Origin of the sequence: Variovorax sp. 22077, assembly GCF_052044195.1 — a bacterium.
Taxonomy (GTDB): domain Bacteria; phylum Pseudomonadota; class Gammaproteobacteria; order Burkholderiales; family Burkholderiaceae_C; genus Variovorax; species Variovorax atrisoli.
Genome location: NZ_JBQEQC010000037.1, coordinates 1 through 19,458, shown reverse-complemented (window position 1 = coordinate 19,458; position 19,458 = coordinate 1). Strand labels below are relative to the sequence as shown.

General features: G+C 65.2%; 16 protein-coding genes and 3 pseudogenes. 11 read left to right on the top strand and 8 right to left on the bottom strand.

Features of this window, described 5'->3' with window-relative positions:
- Positions 1 to 6 precede the first annotated feature (6 nt).
- On the top strand, positions 7 to 1,215 hold the full coding sequence (locus tag ACTJLF_RS32770; RefSeq protein ID WP_440884741.1) for an amino acid aminotransferase: 1,209 nt from the start codon (positions 7 to 9) through the stop codon (positions 1,213 to 1,215).
- A gap of 13 nt (positions 1,216 to 1,228) precedes the next feature.
- Here ACTJLF_RS32770 and ACTJLF_RS32765 read toward each other — a convergent pair whose 3' ends face one another.
- Positions 1,229 to 2,227 carry a GlxA family transcriptional regulator gene (locus ACTJLF_RS32765; protein ID WP_440884733.1) on the bottom strand — a complete coding sequence of 333 codons (999 nt, stop codon included), beginning with the start codon at positions 2,225 to 2,227 and terminating at the stop codon, positions 1,229 to 1,231.
- Between the two features lie 710 nt (positions 2,228 to 2,937).
- Here ACTJLF_RS32765 and ACTJLF_RS32760 point away from each other — a divergent pair.
- Together ACTJLF_RS32760 and ACTJLF_RS32755 are read left to right on the top strand one after the other, a co-directional pair.
- Entirely contained in the window at positions 2,938 to 3,660 is a 723-nt protein-coding gene (locus ACTJLF_RS32760; RefSeq protein ID WP_440884732.1) for a helix-turn-helix transcriptional regulator, read from the top strand.
- Positions 3,661 to 3,696: 36 nt separating this feature from the next.
- Positions 3,697 to 4,089, top strand: a complete 393-nt coding sequence (locus tag ACTJLF_RS32755) for a VOC family protein (protein WP_440884731.1) — start codon at positions 3,697 to 3,699, stop codon at positions 4,087 to 4,089.
- Here the strand turns inward: ACTJLF_RS32755 and ACTJLF_RS32750 are convergent.
- Positions 4,086 to 4,278: pseudogene (locus ACTJLF_RS32750) on the bottom strand (IS3 family transposase); the annotation flags it as partial. The gene ACTJLF_RS32755 and the pseudogene ACTJLF_RS32750 overlap by 4 nt on opposite strands.
- An 84-nt stretch (positions 4,279 to 4,362) precedes the next feature.
- Here ACTJLF_RS32750 and ACTJLF_RS32745 point away from each other — a divergent pair.
- The 5 genes and pseudogenes from ACTJLF_RS32745 to ACTJLF_RS32725 all read left to right on the top strand — a co-directional run bounded on the left by ACTJLF_RS32745 (position 4,363) and on the right by ACTJLF_RS32725 (position 11,816).
- Positions 4,363 to 4,917, top strand: a pseudogene (locus ACTJLF_RS32745) (helix-turn-helix domain-containing protein).
- Positions 4,918 to 5,280: 363 nt separating this feature from the next.
- Positions 5,281 to 6,465 (top strand): efflux RND transporter periplasmic adaptor subunit, encoded by a 1,185-nt coding sequence (locus ACTJLF_RS32740; protein ID WP_440884730.1) that lies wholly within the window; start codon positions 5,281 to 5,283, stop codon positions 6,463 to 6,465.
- Positions 6,466 to 6,475: 10 nt separating this feature from the next.
- Positions 6,476 to 9,619, top strand: a complete 3,144-nt coding sequence (locus tag ACTJLF_RS32735) for a multidrug efflux RND transporter permease subunit (protein WP_440884729.1) — start codon at positions 6,476 to 6,478, stop codon at positions 9,617 to 9,619.
- 4 nt (positions 9,620 to 9,623) lie between these two features.
- Positions 9,624 to 11,033: an efflux transporter outer membrane subunit gene (locus tag ACTJLF_RS32730; protein WP_440884728.1), complete on the top strand. Its 1,410-nt coding sequence runs from the start codon at positions 9,624 to 9,626 to the stop codon at positions 11,031 to 11,033.
- A 450-nt stretch (positions 11,034 to 11,483) separates the two neighbouring features.
- Entirely contained in the window at positions 11,484 to 11,816 is a 333-nt protein-coding gene (locus tag ACTJLF_RS32725) for a DMT family transporter (RefSeq protein ID WP_440884727.1), read from the top strand.
- Positions 11,817 to 11,952: 136 nt separating this feature from the next.
- Here ACTJLF_RS32725 and ACTJLF_RS32720 read toward each other — a convergent pair.
- Positions 11,953 to 12,277, bottom strand: a pseudogene (locus ACTJLF_RS32720) (DNA-binding protein).
- Positions 12,278 to 12,612: 335 nt separating this feature from the next.
- Complete coding sequence (locus ACTJLF_RS32715) at positions 12,613 to 12,858, bottom strand: hypothetical protein (protein WP_440884726.1); 246 nt, start codon at positions 12,856 to 12,858, stop codon at positions 12,613 to 12,615.
- A gap of 132 nt (positions 12,859 to 12,990) precedes the next feature.
- On the opposite strand from ACTJLF_RS32715, the gene tnpA reads away from it, so the two are divergent.
- From tnpA to tnpC, 3 genes are all read left to right on the top strand, one after another.
- The gene (gene tnpA, locus ACTJLF_RS32710) at positions 12,991 to 13,338 is read left to right on the top strand and encodes an IS66-like element accessory protein TnpA (RefSeq protein ID WP_145762085.1); all 348 of its coding nucleotides are present in this window, start codon (positions 12,991 to 12,993) and stop codon (positions 13,336 to 13,338) included.
- Positions 13,335 to 13,667 carry an IS66 family insertion sequence element accessory protein TnpB gene (gene tnpB / locus ACTJLF_RS32705; RefSeq protein ID WP_440884725.1) on the top strand — a complete coding sequence of 111 codons (333 nt, stop codon included), beginning with the start codon at positions 13,335 to 13,337 and terminating at the stop codon, positions 13,665 to 13,667. The genes tnpA and tnpB overlap by 4 nt, the downstream gene beginning before the upstream one ends.
- 103 nt (positions 13,668 to 13,770) lie before the next feature.
- Positions 13,771 to 15,330 carry an IS66 family transposase gene (gene tnpC / locus ACTJLF_RS32700; protein WP_354415532.1) on the top strand — a complete coding sequence of 520 codons (1,560 nt, stop codon included), beginning with the start codon at positions 13,771 to 13,773 and terminating at the stop codon, positions 15,328 to 15,330.
- Here the strand turns inward: tnpC and ACTJLF_RS32695 are convergent.
- The 4 genes from ACTJLF_RS32695 to ACTJLF_RS32680 form a co-directional block, all read right to left on the bottom strand.
- Positions 15,296 to 15,745: a carboxymuconolactone decarboxylase family protein gene (locus ACTJLF_RS32695; RefSeq protein ID WP_145762087.1), complete on the bottom strand. Its 450-nt coding sequence runs from the start codon at positions 15,743 to 15,745 to the stop codon at positions 15,296 to 15,298. The two genes, tnpC and ACTJLF_RS32695, sit on opposite strands and share 35 nt — an antisense overlap.
- A gap of 149 nt (positions 15,746 to 15,894) precedes the next feature.
- Positions 15,895 to 16,803 carry a sigma-70 family RNA polymerase sigma factor gene (locus ACTJLF_RS32690; RefSeq protein ID WP_354415522.1) on the bottom strand — a complete coding sequence of 303 codons (909 nt, stop codon included), beginning with the start codon at positions 16,801 to 16,803 and terminating at the stop codon, positions 15,895 to 15,897.
- A 243-nt stretch (positions 16,804 to 17,046) separates the two neighbouring features.
- A complete protein-coding gene (locus ACTJLF_RS32685; RefSeq protein ID WP_440884724.1) occupies positions 17,047 to 17,280 on the bottom strand; it encodes a hypothetical protein in 234 nt (77 codons plus the stop codon).
- 521 nt (positions 17,281 to 17,801) lie between these two features.
- Complete coding sequence (locus ACTJLF_RS32680) at positions 17,802 to 18,392, bottom strand: hypothetical protein (protein WP_440884723.1); 591 nt, start codon at positions 18,390 to 18,392, stop codon at positions 17,802 to 17,804.
- Between the last annotated feature and the right edge of the window lie 1,066 nt (positions 18,393 to 19,458).

Below are 19,458 nucleotides of genomic sequence, written 5' to 3'. Positions count from 1 at the left end.
CCCTCGATGTTCGGACACACTGGCGCCCACGCGGGCGACCCCATTCTTAGTCTCAACGAAGATTTCCAGAAAGACCCGCGCGCAAACAAGACCAACCTGGGCATCGGCGTCTATGTGGACGAGAGCGGCACGCTGCCGCGCATGGGCGCAGTGGCGCGGGCCGACGCGGAATTGCGCTCGCATGGCGGTTCAACCCCGTACCTCCCGATGACGGGCCTGCCCTCGTACCGCGACAGACTACAGGTCCTGGTGTTCGGCGCGGACCACCCGGCACGGGCCGACGGCCGCATCGCGACCATCCAGTCGCTCGGTGGCTCCGGCGCGTTGCGCGTCGGCGCGGACTTTCTCAAGAAAAACTTTCCGGGGTCGGGCGTGTGGATCAGCGACCCCAGCTGGGAAAACCACCGTGTCGTGTTCAAGGCCGCGGGTTTCGCCGTCAGCACCTACCCCTACTACGACGCGGCCTCCGGCGGCCTGCGCTTCGAGGCCATGTGCAATGCCCTTGGCGGCCTGCCGCCGCAGAGCATCGTGCTGTTGCACGCCTGCTGCCACAACCCCACGGGCGTCGACCTGAGCACGGCGCAATGGCGCACCGTGGCCACGTTGATGCGCGAGCGCGGCTTGATCGCCTTCGTCGACATGGCCTACCAAGGCCTGGGCGACGGACTCGCCGAAGATGCCTTCGCGCCGCGCGCCCTGGCCGAGGCAGACGTGGCCTGCCTGGTCGCGAGTTCGCTGTCGAAGAATTTCTCGCTCTACGGCGAGCGGGTCGGCTCGCTGAGCATCGTCTGTGCGTCGAAGGCCGAGGCCGATCGCATGCTCGGTCAGCTCGCAGGCACCGTGCGTGCCAACTACAGCAATCCTCCCACGCATGGCGCGACCCTGGTGGCTGCCGTGCTGTGCTCGGCCGAGCTCCGTGCGGCTTGGGAAAGCGAGCTGACCAGCATGCGCGAGCGCATCCAGGCGATGCGCAGCGCCATTCACGCGGCGCTCCAGGCGCAGAATCTGCCGTCTGGCACCACCCTGTCGCGCTACCTCACGCAGCGCGGCATGTTCACGTACACGGGCCTGTCGGCATCGCAGGTCATGCGGCTGCGCGAGGCGCATGGGGTCTACCTGTTGACTTCGGGGCGCATGTGCGTGGCCGGGCTCAACCGGCGCAACGTCGACGCAGTGGCCCGTGCGGTGGGCGAGGTGATGCGGCAGGGCGCCTGAACTTTGTCGGACGTCAGGCTGCGGCGAAGCGCTCGCGGTATTCGGTCGGCGACACGCGCAGGTGTCGCACGAACGCACGCCGCAGTACCTCTTCGGAATTGAAGCCGCACTGCAGGGCGATCGACTTCAGGCTCTGGCGCCGCGTCTCGACCAGCTGGCAGGCTTTCTCCAGGCGCATGCGTGCCACCGCCAGCGCGGGCGTCATGCCCGTGCGCTGTTGGTAGAAACGCGCGAAGGTGCGGGGCGTCATCGAGAGCTGATCGGCCATGTCGGCCACCAGCAGCGGTTGGTTCAGGCGCGCCGTCATCCACGCATGCAGCTTGCCGATGCGCGCGTCGTCGGCGGTCTGCGCGAGCAGCGCGCTGCTGAACTGCGACTGGCCGCCGGGCCGCTTGTAGAAAACGACGAGTTTTTTCGCCACGCCCATTGCGACCTCGCGGCCCAGGTCGATCTCGACCATGCCCAGCGCCATGTCGATGCCGGCCGTGACGCCGGCCGATGTCCAGACGCGGCCCGAGCGTGAATAGATCGCGTCGTGCTGCACGTCGACAGCGGGATGCTCCTTGGCCAGTTGGCCGCACACCGCCCAGTGCGTCACTGCGCTGCCGCCGTCGAGCAGGCCCGCGCGCGCGAGCACGAACGCACCGGTGCAGACCGACGCGATGCGCTGCATTCGTAGCGCCCCGCGACGCACCCAGGCAGTCAGGTCGTCGAGATTCTTCGACTGCTGCGCATGGGGTGTCGGCAGGCCCGGGCGCCAGATGCCGGGGCCGCCCGGTACGAGCACGGTGCCGATGTCGCGCCCGAGTTTGCGGGGAAGCGCACGCGCCATCAGCTCCACGCCGCTGGAGCTTTGCACTGGGCCAGCCTGCAACGCGTGGATGGAGGTCTCGTACACGGGCTTGCGGCCAACGAGCACGAGCTCCTCGTTCGCGCTCGCGAACACCTGCAGCGGGCCGCTGATGTCCAGCAGCTGGAATCGATCGAAGACGAGGAACCAGATTGGATGCATGGCTGCCACTGTGCCTGACTTTTTCCGCCTCGTCAGTTGCCGCGGTCCGGTCAGGGCGAGCTTTCCACCAGCGGTCAGCGTCGTACCGGCCTTTGTCGGCGAGCGAGCCCATTACCTAGACGAAGCCCGCTTCGGGGTAGAACAGCAGCTACTTGTCATGGTTCTTCGTGATGTCTCGCTGTAGCGGTTTTTGGGCCAGCGGCTGCGAGCGGGCGGGGTAGAGGGCGTGATCGTGAGGCTAGAGGTGCGCAGGCGAAGTGAAGGAGACGCAGAGAAGTCGCTGGCGCGGGTCCGGTACATGAGAAGGGAGCGGCCCTCCTTAACAGCAGTCGTGACACGAGCATCTGCCGCACGCGTCGCTTATCTGCGCATTGCAATGGCAGTGTGCCCGCCATCTCCATTACCAAGCCCTGCAAGCCAGGCAAACACCCGCCCAATTCGCACGCTCCATGTTGCGGCTTCACCAACCACTGCACCACGGCCGGATGCAAGCCACAGCGCGGGACAGCTCACCGCTGCTAGCTGTCTACGTGGCTTGCTCTGGTCATGCCCGCGAACGCAGTAGAGCTGGGCTTGTCTCTTTAGGCTGCAGCCACAGCGATTTCCTCTTGCGAATAACGGCCCAGCGATCAGTTGGCACCCGACAGTTGATGATCCTGCGTCGAACGCGCAGTCATTCAGCGCGCGGTCGCTCGCCTATGATCCTGCTTATGTCGCGCTCCGAACGCCTGCTCAAACTCTTGCAGGCCCTGCGCCGCCATCGTCGACCCGTGAGCGCCCAGGCGCTGGCCGACGAGCTGGCCGTCAGCGTACGCACGCTCTATCGCGACATTTCGAGCCTGAAGGCGCAAGGCGCGGAGATCATAGGTGAGCCCGGAATCGGGTACGTGCTGCGACCGGGCTTCGTGCTGCCCCCGCTCATGTTTCGGTCCGACGAAGTCGAGGCCTTGATGCTGGGGCTGAGGTGGGTCGCCGATCGCGGAGATCCAGCGCTAGCGGTCGGCGCGCGAGAGGCGGCAACGCGAATCGCGGCGGTTCTCCCAGCGGCGTTGCGGCGCGAGTTGGAGACGTCTGCGTTGCTTGTTGGCGCCCGGGCGCGATCGTCCGTCGATGTCGTCGGCTTCGAGCTGCTGCGCACCGCCATTCGCTCGGGCCGCAAGATGCGGCTTCTTTATCGCGACAAGCACGACGCGAGTTCGGAGCGCGTGGTCTGGCCGTTCGCCCTGGTCTATTTCGAGGAAGCGCGGGTGCTCGCAGCGTGGTGCGAGTTGCGGGGCGACTTCCGCAATTTCCGAGCCGATCGCATCGAACGCATCGAACTGCTCGACGAGTTCGCGCCCAGATCGCCGACGGCGATGTTGAATGACTGGCGTAGAGCGCTGCAAGCGAGCGGACGCACGATCCTGCCAGAACCTGACAGTGCGCCTTTCTAAGCTAAGGGCTCCTCCAGCAACAAGCAAGTGAGTCCCATGAAATTCGCCTCGGTCCGGCTCGTCACACTTGACGTCGAGCGCCTCATCGCCTTCTATGCACAGCTCTCCGGTGTCGCTGCCGTTGGTCTGGCCGACGGTTTCGCGGAGTTCCGGCTTCCGGGCGCAACCCTTGCGATCAGCGCACAGCAATTGATCCAGCGCTTCAATGCAGGCGCTGCGCCGGCTGCAGCCAATCGCTCCGCAATCCTCGAGTTCGAGGTCGACGACGTCGACCGCGTGTCGTCGTTGCTCGGCAGCGCCGCGGTGATCGTGCAGGAGCCCACCCTCATGCCGTGGGGCAACCGCTCCTTGTTGCTCAGGGATCCGGATGGAAGCCTCGTCAACATATTCTCTCGCCTGCGTGCCTTTGAATTGCCCCGGCTTCCCTAGACACTTTGGAGCCGTTGGAAATGGCGTCGCTCGAACTCTACGGGCGACAAGTCGCCAGCGGTGTTGTGGCGACGCCTGGGGTTATAGAACATCTCGATGTGGTTGAAGACCATCGGCCCTGGCCTCCTCGCGCGTCGAATGGATCTGTCGGCGAATGCGCTCTCGCTTGAGCAACTGGATGAAGCTCTGCCTACCGCACAGCCGCTGCGTCTGCCGACCTCGGTCACGCGTGTCCGGCCAAGGCGGCCGGCGCCTGCGCCGCGTAATCCATCCATGTCGCGCATCGGCATGCGGGTGAGGGCGCTGCGCGTGGCGGCGGGGCTATCGGCCGGGCAACTCGCATCGGCATCAGGGATTTCAGCCTCAATGCTTTCGCGCATCGAACGGGGGCTGGCCTCGCCCTCGGTGGAGACCTTGGAGCGGCTCGCGCAGGGGCAGCACGTGCCAGTGTCGCGTTTCGGGGACCAGGCCCGGCGGACGGATTTCTGCCATGTGAGGGCAGGGCAGGGGCTGGTGGTCGACCGCATCGGGGCCATGGAGGGCTACCGGTACGAGTTGCTGGGGCATTCGCTGTCCGGCAACCTGTTTGTGGAGCCCTATTTGGTGACGTTGATGCCGGAGGCTGGACCGTACGCGACCTTCCAGCGCCCGGGGCTCAAGTTCCTGCACTTCCTGTCGGGGGCGGTGACTTACCGATAAGGCGCGAAATCAGTGGAGGTCGGGACAGGGGACACGCTGCTGTTCGATGCAACGGTGCTGCATGGGATCGAGGCGATCCTTTCGGGGCCGGTGTCGTACCTCTCGGTGGTCTTCACCCTGCGCGATTGAACGGCTCGCGGCGACACCGTCAGGTTTGTTTATCGAGGCGGCAGCCAATCAGGCTCGTCGCTCGGACATTCGCCCATGCCTGTCCTTTTTAATTATCTTGGCTTCGCTGTCCGGCATCCCGAACACCGAAGGGACTTTGACCAAAGGTCGGAAATGGGCGCTCCCGGTCGATGGAAAGGGCGAGGACGGCTTGGACACCGGTGAGGTCCCGGCCGCGGTGGGCATGGTCGGGCTTGCGGCCAACCTTGGTCCTGAATTTCTCCATCGAATCTCGACACAGGCTCATCCGAGCCTCAACGCTGTCCTTGAACAATCGTCTTTTGTTGCTGCTCGCGGAGGTCCGCCAGCTTCTCGAAGGCACTCATGAAGATCGATTCTCTGCTCCGTCAGGGCGGCATGTTCGCCCTGGCATTGGTCCTGATCGCTGGCTGCGGCGGCGCGCAGACCGAAACCGGGCAGGCTGCGCCGCCCGCGCCCATCGTCTCGGTCATGACGGTGCGTGCCACCCGGCTGGCGCTGACGCAGGACCTGCCAGGTCGCGTGGCGGCCGTGCGCGTCGCCGAAATCCGTCCCCAGGTCAGCGGCATCGTCCAGCGTCGGCTGTTCGAGCAGGGCACCGAGGTGCGCGCAGGCCAGGGCCTGTTCCAGATCGATCCGGCCGCGTTCAAGGCCGAGGTGGACACGGCCGCGGCAAGCTTGCAGCGTGCCGAGGCCGCGCTGGCAAGCGCACGGACGCAGGCGTCCCGTCTCCGGCCTCTGGTCGAGGCCGAGGCGGTCAGCGGCCAGGCCTATGACGACGCGGTCTCCCAGCGCGAGCAGGCTGCAGCCGACGTGAAGCAGGCCCGCGCGACCCTGGCGCGCAGACAGCTCGACCTCCAGTTCGCGCGGGTGGAGGCGCCGATCTCCGGGCGCATCGACCAGGCCCTGGTCACCGAGGGCGCCCTCGTCGGCAGCGGCGACACCCATCCGATGGCGCGCATCCAGCAGATCGACCAGGTCTACGTGGACGTGCGCCAGCCGGCCGCTTCGCTCGACGCGCTGCGTGATGCGGTTTCAACGCATCAGCCGGACGCCCGGGGCGGTCTGGCGGTGACCCTGCTGCGAAGCCATGGCGAGCCCTACACCGCCAAGGGGCGCATCCTGTTCTCCGGTATGAACGTCGACGCCGGAACCGGAGCCGTGCTGCTGCGCGTGCTCGTGGACAACCCTTTGCGCGAGCTCCTGCCCGGCATGTTCGTGCGGGCGCGGGTACCTCAAGCCAGCCATGCCCAGGCCCTCATGGTGCCGCAGCAGGCGGTGGTCCGCGTGGCGGGCCAGCCCCAGCTGTGGGTGCTCAGCGACCAAGGACAGGCGAACCGCAAGGCGGTCGACTTGGGTGAGTTGGTCGAGCGCAGCTACCGCGTGCGTTCCGGTCTCCGTGCTGGCCAGAGGGTCGTTGTCGAGGGCATGGAGCGCCTGTCCGAGGGTGCATCGGTGACGCCCCGGGACTGGAAGCCGGCCGATGTGGCTGCGGCGACTGACGCCGTCGGCGCCGCGGCCGCCCGCTGAGAACGCCGCCATGCCGCAGTTCTTCATCCAACGCCCGGTCTTCGCCTGGGTCGTCGCCCTGTTCATCATCCTGTTCGGGGTCATCGCGATCCCGATGCTGCCGATCGCCCGCTATCCCTCGGTGGCGCCTCCCACCGTCAGCATCACCGCGACTTACCCGGGAGCGTCGGCACAGACCATGAACGACGGGGTCGTCAGCCTTATCGAGCGAGAGCTGTCCAGCGTCAAGAATCTGCTGTACTTCGAATCGTCCGCCGACGCCTCCGGTTCGGCCTCCATCGTGGCCACGTTCAAGCCGGGCACGGACCCTGCCATGGCCCAGGTCGACGTGCAGAACAAGCTCAAGGCCATCGAGCCGCGGCTGCCGCAGGCAGTGCGCCAGAACGGCCTGGCAGTGGAATCCGCAGCATCGGGCTTCCTGATGATCATCGGGCTGAGTTCGACGGACGGGCGTTTTTCCGAGACGGCGTTGAGCGACTACATGGTCCGCAACATCGTCGAGGAACTGCGCCGCATCCAGGGCGTGGGCAAGGTGCAGATGTTTGGCGCCGAGCAGGCCCTGCGCATCTGGGTGGACCCTGACAAGCTGATCTCGTACGGCCTGTCGATGAACGACCTGTCGGCTGCAGTCACCCAGCAGAACGCGCAGATCGCGCCGGGCGCCATCGGCGCTTCGCCCTCGCTGCCCGGGCAGCGCGTGACCGTGCCACTGACGGTGCAGGGCCAGCTGAGCACGCCCGAGCAGTTCGCGGCGATCGTGCTGCGCGCCAGCGCGGACGGCTCCAAGGTGACGATGGGTGACGTGGCACGGGTCGAACTGGGTGCGCAGTCCTATGGCTTCATCAACCGTGAGAACGGAAAGGTCGCCACGGCGGCGGCCGTGCAGCTGTCTCCGGGCGCCAATGCCGTGCGCACCGCGCAGGGCGTGCGCGACAGGCTCGAGGAGCTCAGGCGCACCATGCCGGCGGGCATGGACTACTCGGTCCCGTTCGACACCGCGCCCTTCGTGAAGATCTCCATCGAGAAGGTGATCCACACCTTGATCGAAGCCATGGCGCTGGTGTTCCTGGTGATGCTCCTGTTCCTGCAGAACATCCGCTACACGCTGATCCCGGCCATCGTGGCGCCGATCGCCTTGCTCGGCACCTTCGCCGTGATGCTGGTGGCGGGGTTCTCCATCAACGTGCTCACCATGTTCGGCATGGTGCTGGCCATCGGCATCATCGTCGATGACGCGATCGTCGTCGTGGAGAACGTCGAGCGGATCATGGCGAAGGAAGGCCTCGCGCCACGCGAAGCGACGATGAAAGCCATGCGGGAGATCACCGGGGCTGTCGTCGGCATCACGCTGGTGCTGACGGCCGTGTTCATTCCCATGGCCTTCGCCAACGGCTCCGTGGGCGTGATCTACCAGCAGTTCGCGCTGTCGATGGCGGTCGCGATCCTGTTCTCCGCCTTCCTGGCGCTGACGCTCACGCCTGCGCTGTGCGCGACGCTGCTGAAGCCGGTGGCACAGGGACACCACGAGAAGCGGGGTTTCTTCGGCTGGTTCAACCGGTGCTTCGATGCCATGAATGCGCGCTACGCCTCGCGCGTCGGCCAGTTGGCCGCGCGCGCCAGTCGCGTCATGCTGGTGTTCGTGGCGCTTTGCGCCGTGTGGGGCCTCGCGTTCCGGCAACTGCCCTCGGCCTTCCTGCCCGAAGAGGACCAAGGCTACTTCATGACGGTAGTGCAGCTGCCCGCCGAGGCCACCATGGAGCGCACGCTGGACGTCGTCAAGAAGTTCGAGGCGCACACGGCGAGCCGCCCTTCGATCCAGTCCAACATGACCGTTGTCGGCTTCGGCTTCTCCGGCTCGGGCTCGAACGCAGCCATGGCCTTCACCATGCTCAGCGATTGGGACCAGCGCGACGGCGCGACCGCCAGTGGCGAAGTGGCTCTGGCGCAGCAGGCCATGGCGGGAACCACCGAGGGAACGGTCATGAGCCTCATGCCGCCCGCGATCGACGAATTGGGCAACAGCTCGGGCTTCGCCCTGCGGCTGCAGGACCGTGCCAACCAGGGCCATGCCGCGCTCAAGGCCGCCGAGGCCAAGCTGCTTGCGCTGGCCGCCCGAAGCAAGGTCGTGACCGGCGTCTACCCCGATGGGCTGCCGCAGGGCACCAGCATCCGTCTGGATGTCGACCGGCAGAAAGCCGAGGCGTTGGGCGTGTCCTTCTCGAACATCAGCGAGACGCTGTCCGCCGCGATGGGCTCGGCTTACGTGAACGACTTTCCCAATGCGGGGCGTATGCAGCAGGTCATCATTCAGGCCGATGCGCCCGCACGCATGCAGATCGACGACGTGCTGCGTCTGCACGTGCGCAACAGCAGCGCAGGCATGGTGGCATTGAAGGAGGTGGTCACGCCTGTGTGGACGGACACGCCGCTGCAACTGGTGCGCTACCAGGGTTTTCCCGCCACGCGCATTTCAGGCAACGCGGCACCGGGTGCTTCCAGCGGAGCGGCGATGGCGGAGATGGAGCGGCTGGCTCGGCAGCTGCCGGCGGGCTTCGCCCTCGAATGGACAGGCCAGTCGTTGCAGGAGCGGCAGTCCGCCGCCCAGGCACCGATGCTGATGGCGCTGTCCATGCTGGTGGTGTTCCTCGTGCTGGCGGCGCTCTACGAGAGCTGGGCCATCCCGCTGTCGGTGATGCTGGTCGTCCCCTTGGGCCTGCTGGGCGCGGTGGCGGCCGTCCTGCTGCGCGGCATGCCCAATGACGTGTTCTTCAAGGTCGGGATGATCACCGTCATCGGCTTGTCGGCAAAGAATGCAATCCTGATCGTGGAGTTCGCCAAGCAGCTGCGCGAGGAGGGCAAGGGGCTGATCGAATCGGCGGTCGAGGCGGCGCGCCTTCGGCTGCGCCCCATCCTGATGACATCGCTCGCTTTCGGCATGGGGGTGGTGCCGCTGATCGTCGCCTCGGGCGCCAGCGCCGAGACACAGCGCGCGATCGGCACCGGTGTGTTCGGCGGGATCGTGACGGCCACAGCCCTGGCCATCTTCTTCGTGCCCGCCTTCTTCGTGTTCGTGATGAGCTTGCAGGAGCGCCTCGCGGCTTGGCGTGTGGCGCGCCGCCCCCGTGTCGGGCATGGCCATGAGCAGGAGGGCTGACGCGATGCGGCGCCTCGTTCTTCCTGTCGTCCTGGCGCTGTCCGCCTGCTCGCTGACGCCCGGGCTGGTCAAACCCGCGACGCCGATCCCTGAGATGTATCCGGGCCAGGTACCGGCCGATGCCACGGCGCACGGCGCAGACCTCGGCTGGCGCAGCATGTTCGGCGACGGGCGGCTACAGCGATTGATCGCACTGGCGCTCGAGAACAATCGCGACCTGCGCATCGCCGTTTTGAACGTCGAGGCGGCGCAGGTTCAGTACGGCATCCAGCGCGCGGCGCGGTGGCCCGGGGTCGATGCGACCGGTAACGCGACGCGCCAACGGATCGCAGCCAACGACGGATCGAACCCCGCGATTCCCGCCGCCGTTCAGAATCAGTTCGGTGTGAGCGTGGGCACGAGCGCGTTCGAGATCGACCTCTTTGGCCGCGTGCGCGCCCTGTCGGACGCAGCGCTGGCGCGCTACCTGGCAAGCGATCACGGACGGCGGGCCGCGCAGATCGCCTTGGTCGGCGCGGTGGCCGATGCCTACTTCGCCGAGCGCCTGGCCCAGGAGCAGCTGCAATTGTCCGAGCGCACGCTCGCCGACTGGCGCCAATCGCTGGACTTGGCGCGCCGGTTGAAGGCCGCCCGCCAGAGCAGCGGGCTGGAGGTTGCCCAGGCCGAGGGTCAGGTGGCAACTGCCGAGGCGGATGTGCAGGCGCGAAGGCGCGCCATGGCGCAGGCCGGTCATGCACTGCGGCTGCTGGTGGGCACGGAGATTCCGGCCGGCCTGCCCGATGGGCTGCCGCTGCAGGATCAGCCGGTGGTGAGCCAGCTGCCGGCGGGGTTGCCTTCGGACCTGCTGTACCGGCGGCCGGACATCCAGCAGGCCGAGCAGGCGCTCATCGCGGCGAACGCGGACATCGGCGCTGCGCGGGCGGCTTTCTTCCCCCGGCTCTCGCTGACGGCATCCCTGGGCTACACCAGCCCGGCCATGGGCAGTCTGTTCGATGGCGCGCAGCGTGCGTGGAGCTTTGCGCCACAGCTCTCCTTCCCATTGTTCTCGGCCGGCCGGCTGCGCGGCGAGCTGCGCCTGGCCGAGGTGCGCAAGTCCAGCGCGGTGGTGGCTTACGAGCAGGCCATCGAGACAGCCTTCCGAGAGGTGGCCGACGGTCTGGCGGGGCGCCAGACCTTCGCCGTGCAACTGGAAGCCCAAGCGCGCGCGGTGGCGAGCGCAGAACGCCGTTCGGCCCTGTCCAGCCTGCGTTACCGTGAGGGAACGGAGGGACGCCTCGAACTCCTCGATGCACAACGCCAGCTCTATGCCGCCAGGCAGGCGCAGCTGGATCTGCGGCGCAGTGCGTTTGGCAGTGCGGTGGCGCTGTACAAGGCCTTGGGCGGCGGCCTGCTGGACGCGGATGCCGGGCCCTGAATTCGGGTGCGTCGCGGGTAGTCAGGATGGCGGCTACGCCTCTGGATCGTTGTCAACCGTCAACCGTCAACCGTCAAGCGCTGTCGCCGATGGCGCGCCTCGCCGGCGCGGTTTGCTGCCGCGGTCGATCCCGCATGCCAGGTGGCTGAGCCGAGTGGCCTTGCGCAACCCAGCGATCAGGATTTCGTAGCCGTCCAACTTGGGAACAGGATTCCATGGAAATCAACAGGCCGCTGTTCTTTCGCACGATGCGGTCCACGGTCGCAGCTCGGACCGTGGCATAGCTTGGTGCTGACGTAACAGCGCATAGCGTCATGCAAGGTCTCGGCGCAGCCTTCGCCCGAAGGATGGCCATCGGGAAACCGCTCATACAATTAGACATCCTGGGGTACCGTCCAACTCTCGCTCTGGCCTCGTCCGGTATGGCGCTGGCTGAAGACGAGGTGTTCCATGGGCTTCCATGTCCCTGCGTGGTTGCTGCTCGCGGCCAGCATCGCCGCCGAAGTATTCGGCACCATTGCACTGCGCCATGCGGATGGCTTCACTCGATGGTGGCCATCCCTTCTCACTTGCGGACTTTATGCATTTGCCATCTGGCTGATGTCACTTGCAGTGCGACATCTGGATGTCGGCTTGGCCTACGCCGTGTGGGCGGGTGTGGGAACCGCACTGACCGCAGTGGTGGGAATGCTTTGGTTTGGCGAAGCCGTCCATGCCTCCCGGCTGATAGGAATTGCGTTGATCGTGGGTGGAGTTGTGATCCTCAATCTCGATTTTCGCTAAGTCACGCACTGCTAGATCGCTGAACCAAGCGTGGTTGACGCTTCAGAGCGCATGCCCCGCACCTTCTGAAACGATCATTCCATTGACCCGTCGCCGTGCGGCAACGCGTGCAACAGCGTGAGCTGTTCGTGTTCGCTCAGGCGCTTCGACATGCCTTGGGTCCCCTGTGCGGCCGTTCGGCGCACGGATTCGCGCTGCACTTAGCCCGGTCCGAGTCCATGCCGTAGGTGTTGCGATCCGCCCAGCCCCGTCAGATCGACGGCCGCGTCGATCACGCGTGGACCGGATCTGCGAAAGCGCGTACCACCGCCAAGCACGCGCCGCTTCTCCAGCGTGCGCGGCGAAAGCCGTACGAAGGCATCAGCTTCGTCGATGGTCAGAAACTTAGGATTGGCCGGTGCGGGCGAAACTGCGGCTGTCTGCGGTGAGGCCGCTGCGGCCGTGCGGAGAGAGAGAAACAACGGCCAACTGCCATGACGAACTCCCTCGCTATCGATGGGCCGCAAAACATTCGCGGCCCGATGGAGGCAGTTTCGAGAAGCAAGCTCGATCGGGGCAGGGAGAGATTCAGCGTACCGGTTCGTCTCCGGGGTGCTCAGGCGCCGGTTCCTGGCCACTGGTGGTGCAGATACTCGAAGAGGGCAAAAGACTTTCTTGGCAAAAGCGTCCGAGAACGTGGCGATCGGTTTCAACCTTTTCCATGAGGGGTATCACACTTCGCTATTGGCACCACTCGGCCTCCTGGCAGCCGCCACAGCGCAGCCAGACAGACTGCACGCGAGGACTTGCGCATTTGCTAGGACACCCATGAGAGCCTAAAGACGTTGTGGTCTGCAGGCAAGACGCGCCGCGCAATCGACGCAGCCGGCGGCATGCCATGCTCGCTGTTGGTGAGCACGACGAAGCCGTCCTTCGACCTGGCGGAGGCCATCGCCAATGCCCGGAAGCCCGGGTTGTTGCTCCACTGCCAGAGATAAGGGCCGCCCTGTGCGAGTTCGATCCCCCAGCCCAGCCCCCATTGCAGGCCGAATGCGCTGTCCACGTCAATTGGTTGGTCGAGCGTCAAGGCCAACAGCGGATCATTTGTCAGCAGCTCGGTATCCGTCCGGCAAAGTCATCTTGAACCGGCAGTCGCCTGCGACAAGGATGCTGTCCACGTAACGTAGGTGGACGCATGACAAGCGACAAGAAGACACGGCGGCGATACAGCGAGTTGGAGAAGGCGCAGGTGCTGGCCGAATGCAGCGAGCCTGGCGCGTCGGTGGCCAAGGTGGCGATGGCCCACGGCATCAATGCCAACGTCGTTCACCGCTGGAGGCAGTTGTCTCATGGCCAGGCCCCTACCGGACTCGCCAAGACAAGCGAGTTCATCTCGCTCCCGCTCCCTGCGCCGACGGAGCCTGCTGCGGTGGCGCCTGATGTCCGAGTCGAACTCCGGCGCGGGCCAGTCTCGATCACGGTTACCTGGCCGGTCAGCGTGGCGGCAGAGCTTGCCGCCTGGACTCGCGAGTTGTTGCGGTGATCCGCGTCGACGCCGTGTGGCTGTCGGTCGAGCCGCTGGACATGCGAGCCGGCAACGAGGCCGCCCTGCGCCGCGTTGTCGCTGTCTTCGGTGCTGCCCGGCCCCACCATGCCTACCTCTTCGCCAATCGCCGGGCCAACCGGATGAAGGTGCTTGTGCATGACGGCATCGGCGTGTGGCTGGCGGCTCGTCGCTTGAACGCCGGCCGCTTTGTGTGGCCACGGGACGTGACCGCCACGGTGAGCCTGAACCGCGCCCAATTCGACGCGCTGGTGCTGGGCCTGCCCTGGCAGCACGTCGGCGAGGCCGGCATCATCACGCTGCTGTAGCTCTGAGTCCATTGCGGCAACTGCCGATGGGCAGCTCGGTCTGCGCCGGGCAGCATCACGTCTCGTGATTGCCGATGACCTTGACACGCTCGATGCCCAGCAATTGCGCGACGCCCTGAGGGCCGCTCGCGCCGAGGCCGCGTTCAAGCAGGCCGTCATCGACAAGCTCACGCACGAGAACGCCATCCTCAAGCGATTGAAGTTCGCGGCCCAGAGCGAGCGCTTCAGCGCCGAGCAGAAGAGCTTACTGGACGAGACGCTGGACAGCGACCTGGCGGCTGTTGCCGCCGAGATTGAGGCACTGCAGCCAGCCCGCGCCGCTGGCGAGCGGCAACAGCCCCGACGCGAGAAGCTGCCGGCGCACCTGCCGCGCCGCGACGTGCACCATGAGCCGCGGGACACCACCTGCGGCTGCGGGCAGACCATGCAGCGCATCGGCGAGGACGTGGCCGAGAAGCTGGACTACCGGCCTGGCGTCTTCACCGTCGAGCGCCACATCCGAGGCAAGTGGGTGTGCAAGTGCTGTGAGCGCATCGTGCAGGCGCCGGTCGCGCCGCACATCATCGACAAGGGCCTGCCGACGACGGGCCTCCTTGCCCAGGTGCTAGTGGCCAAGTACCTCGACCACCTGCCGTTGTACCGACAGGAAGCTATCTTCGAGCGGGCCGGCCACGCCATCGCGCGTTCCACGTTGGCGCAATGGGTCGGCGAGTGCGGTGTGCAATTGCAGCCGCTCGTCGACGCGTTGATCGCGGAGTTGCTGCGCCAGCCGGTGCTGCACGCTGACGAGACGCCGGTGGCGATGCTCAAGCCCACCGGTCAGCGCGACGGCAAAACACATCGGGCCTACCTGTGGAGCTACTGCAGCACGCAGTTCAGCGCGTTGCAGGCCGTCGTCTTCGACTTCGCCGACAGCCGTGGTGGCCAGCACGCCCGCGACTTCCTCGGACTGCCTGGCACGTCAAGCCAGCCAGCTTGGCAAGGCAAGCTCGTCTGTGACGACTTCGCCGGCTACAAGGCTTGCTTCGAGCAGGGCGTGACCGAGGTCGGCTGCATGGCGCACGCGCGGCGCAAGTTCCACGAGCTCTGGGCCAATCACGGCAGCCAGGTCGGCGAGCAGGCGCTGAAGTTCTTCGGCCAGCTCTACGAGGTCGAGCGAACCACCGCCAGCGCCGACAGCGCGACCCGGCTTGAAGCCCGGCAGGTCGCAAGGCCACTAGCCGACGCCCTCCACCAGTGGCTGCGACAGCAACGCCAGCGCGTGCCCGACGGCTCAGCCACCGCGCGGGCCCTCGACTACAGCCTCAAGCGTTGGGTGGCGCTGACGCGCTACCTCGATGACGGCGACCTGCCCATCGACAACAACTGGGTGGAGAATCGCATCCGTCCCATCGCGCTCGGTCGGCAGAACTGGCTATTCGCCGGCAGCCTGCGCGCGGGCAAACGGGCAGCGGCGGTGATGAGCCTCATCCAATCGGCCAAGCTCAACGGGATTGATCCCTATGCGTACCTTCGCGACGTGCTTGAGCGGCTGCCGACGCAGCCGGCCAGCCAGATCGGGAAATTGATGCCGCATCGCTGGAGGGAACCCTCGAACTCAGTCCACAGAACTGCGCTCTCCGCAACCGTTAAGCTTTCGCCCGCGGCTTCATGCGGAAGCTAATGCCCATGCGGTTTATCGCGTTCATCGCGGCGATGGTAAGGGTCAGGTTGACCAAGTCCTTCTCGCCGAACACCGCCAACGCCGCCTCGTAGGCTTCATCGGAAGCGTGCGTTTCGCTGACGCGGGTGACTTCCTCGGACCAAGCAAGGGCCGCTCGCTCTTGCTCCGAAAACAGGTACTCCGCTTCGTGCCACACTGGGACGAGAACTACTTTCTCAACCGACATTCCGCCAGTCATCAGGTCCCGGGTGTGAATGTCGATGCAGTGGGCACAGCCATTGATCTGCGAGACTCGCAGGAACACCAGATGGATAAGCTGGCTCGGCAACGACGTGCCCGAGGTGACGAAGTGATGCAGGCCACCGATGGCCTTAGCGCCTTCGGGAGATGCTTGAAACCAAACTGCGCGGGTCATAGACGCTTTCTTCAAGTAGAGATTGGGAGCGGCTGCAGGAGCAACCTGATCCCAAGACGTTTGACTTGATCGCGTTGTGACAGCCACAGCAAAAAAAGGGCCGCTCCCGGAGCATCAGGTTCGTGGTGGCAGCCCGTTTGGCCAAAAACTCAGGAAACGAGTTCCTTTGCCTTCAACCGTGCCAACTTCACCGGATTCCGCTGGATGCGAACCCGAGCGACCTGAACATCGGTGAACTCGAACGTTTGTACGGAGTCAAGGGCACCATCGAGGTAGCGCAGGAGCGCCCATTCGCCATTGAGTTTGGCCAGCTCAAGTCGCATGGCGTCACCGTGGCGACGATGCATGGCGAAGTAGAGCTGAGCGATGCGTTGAGCCCCAAGCAAAGGCCCCGTAAAGCTTGGCCTGACGTCGCCGAAATCGCCCAGCATCTCCGCTTCCTCTGCGAGGAGCATCTTTATGTCTCCAAGGTTGCCGCTCGAAATGGAATGAACGAGACGTCGCAACAGTTCCAGCTGAGCCGGTGCGGGCATTGGCAAGGCCTTGGTGCCCGCCGATCCACGTGCGTTCTCAAGCCGTCGCTTGGCTCTATGGACAATCTGGCGGGCGGAAGCCTCGCTTCGTCCAATGGCCTCGGCTATCTGCTCGTACTCAGCGTCGAAAACCTCACGCAGCAAAAAGGCGGCCCGCGCTTCCGGCGACAGGCAGTCCAGAAGTAGCAGGAAGGCGATAGACACATCGTCGGCTGTTTCACATGCCTGCTCAGGCGTGGTCGGCGCCTGTTCCAAAAGCGGCTCAGGGAACCAAGCGCCCTCATATGTGGCTCTTCGTAGTTTTGCCGCCCGTAGCCGGTCTATCGCCATCCGCGTAGTCACTGTGACGAGCCAAGCTTCGGCATTCAAGACATGGGTTTGGGACGACTTCGTCTCCTCATGCCAGCGCAACCATGCGTCTTGCACCAAGTCCTCCGCCTCCTGCACGGACGAAAGCATGCGGTAGCCAATTGCCATCAGCCTGGGACGCACGTTCGAGAACAGTTCGGTAGACGCGGACGACATGATGAACAAGTCTAGTACGAGGGTCAGGCTCCCTGGCGCGGCGTGACCATCTCCCGTCGCGAGCCGGTTGCGGGCATTGGTTCACGACGTTGGTTTCGCTGCCATACGCCATCGCTACCCTGTCCACAGCGCGCCAGAGTCCTTTCACGCCGCCACTCAAGGCCGCGCTGTAGCGCCGTCGCTATCCGTCCTGTCATCACGTCCACCCGTCCACTAAGTTGGGTGCACACGACCCTTCTGCCTTCAGCCCCGGTTTCCAGATGACTTGGCCGGACGGATACGCAGCTCGGACATGAATCGCGCATAGTCGGCCGCAGTGGTGTACATCGACGCGGCGGCCAGCGCGCGGTGGAAGCGGACCTGCTTCCCGATCCCCAAAGAAGTGGTGTCTCTCGCGGATCGAGCATTGAAGTCGTTTCGCCAAGCCAGGCTGCTATCGCGCATTCCCAGCGTTGAAGACATGTTGATCCACATCATCCGCCAGCCCTGTTTGGGTGAGCGACTCAATGACGGACTGCAACAAGTGTTCGACGATCGATGGGCATGTGACTGTTGAAGGAGGGGAGAGTCTGTTTAATCAGTGTGACCGTCCGTGTGATCAACTGGCACTGTTCACAAAGAAAATGAGCGCTGCTGCACAGGCTCTTCTCTTGCAGCGTTTAAGCAGTTGAGCTTAGGGCTTTGGAAATCCTTCACCGTATACGCCTCTTGTTCGCAGATCCAACGCAGCAGGCGTACGCAAGGTGGACAAGATGCGGATTGCGGTGAATGCCCAATTCACGCTGCGCTTGCGAGAGCAGATCTTCAAGGCGTGCGTCGGGCAACGGGCGTTGATCAGACCTTCCTAGAAAAGGCCTGGCGCGCGACAGGCCGCTCTCTCTCGATGTCGGAAGTGGCAGCGCGGGAGAACTGCTTCCCGATGATTCCTGTGAAGCGAGAGCATCACCGAACGATGGTGGCGAAGGAGCGCTGGTAAGACGAGTCTCAAACCAGCGCCTTCACACAGTGTTCCTAGAACATAAGAAGGCCGCGCCGCCAGCGACAAGTAGCGCGAGCGCGAACACGTCAGCGACGAACACCCTGGACAGCTCCGCGTTGCTGCCGTCCACCATCCATGAGAGTAGGAGGAACGACCCAACGCTGACGAAGCCTGCTACCAGTGCCAACGCCTGCTGCTGCGGCTGGAACGCAGCGTAGCAGAAGAAGGCGCCGAGCAGGCCGAAGAGCACAGCCCGATGGCGCATCAGGATCTCAAGGTTGGGCTCTTCGATGACAATTCCATAGAGCCCCGTCAGTCGCGTAGCGCCCATCACGCCAGCCAGCGGCAGCAGATGAATGATTCCGACAAGTAGCAAAGCGATGGTGATCAGGGGGCGCATAGATGATCCTACCGCGCGAGCGCAGGTCCACGCCATGACCTCGCAGGTCATGGCGGGCATCAGGCAGGGCATTTCTGGATCACGTCCTTGGCCGCCAAAATGGCGGCGAACACAGTTCCTGCGTCCGACATCGAAGGCCAGATGCAGGGCGTCCTGAGGAAAAAAAGGCGTGGCCGTCACGAGGTCAGTGAACGCGATGGCGGCGCGCACGCGCGCAGGCGGCAGCCGCCGCGCCGCGGTGCCGCCCGCGTGCCGGCTACCGCAGCCCCGCACGATATCCACAGCGCATATGACCAGACGACAGCGACCCTGGCTGCGTTGAGCGCCACGGCGATCAGCGTCAGGATGGCCGAGACATCGCTTTAGATTGAGTGATGCGGCCTATTCGGTAAGGCCTCGTGCACCGAGTACCGCGATCAGTGGGATGCCCGGGCCGCAGCTGGAACCGCCATTCCGCTTCCCGCACTGTATCGATTTCCAGTTCGGCGATGCGGACGCGCAGAAGCTGCACGAGCTTTGTCTCGAGATGGCATGGAAAGCGAAGAAAGCGCCAGCCGAGGATCCAGCAAGATCGAACGCGCCGGCCCTGGCGATCGGTGTGGGACTGACCGCTGGAGGTGGCGGAATACGCGGGCCCTTCGCTTCAACGGCCTGCTCGCCGGCCTCTTTTGGGTGAACGCGCCGTGTAGCGGGCTGGCCGGCATGTCCAGCACCGGCTTCCATGGCCGGCACCGGCGCGTTGCCAGGGGCGTGACAACGTTGGGGCGGTGGACGGGGGATCGGGTGCTGTAGCATGACCTCAATCAACTCATCGTCGGTCCACTTCGGATCGTCCGGGCCGGGTTCGTCGCAGTGCGTGGCCTTGCGGCGCATCATGCCGCGCGTGACCATGCCCATCGCGGCGATGAGGCGGCCACCTGCGTGGCCCGCGCCCGGTCCGCCTTCGACTGCTGCTGTGTGCGCCTCGTCATCTTCGATCAAAAGCCGCCGACGAGTCTGGGTGTCTGGCCGGAAGCGACGCAGCGACGGCGGTGCTGCCTTCGCACGGCGGACAGCGCCATGTGTGTCGCGCCCGCTTGATGTCGGTTCAGGCCATCCAGCGCACAGCGTCCCGCGACCCGGCAGGTGGTCGCTCCCCTGTGGACGGGTGGTTCCAAGCGCCGACGCTCGCCGGACCATGTGCTGGCTGCAGTTGCCCGTGTCTTCTCTTCACTTCCATGACTCGCTTCGCCTCGTGCCGGCCCATGGAGGCGCATGCAACTGGGGGACAGTCTGC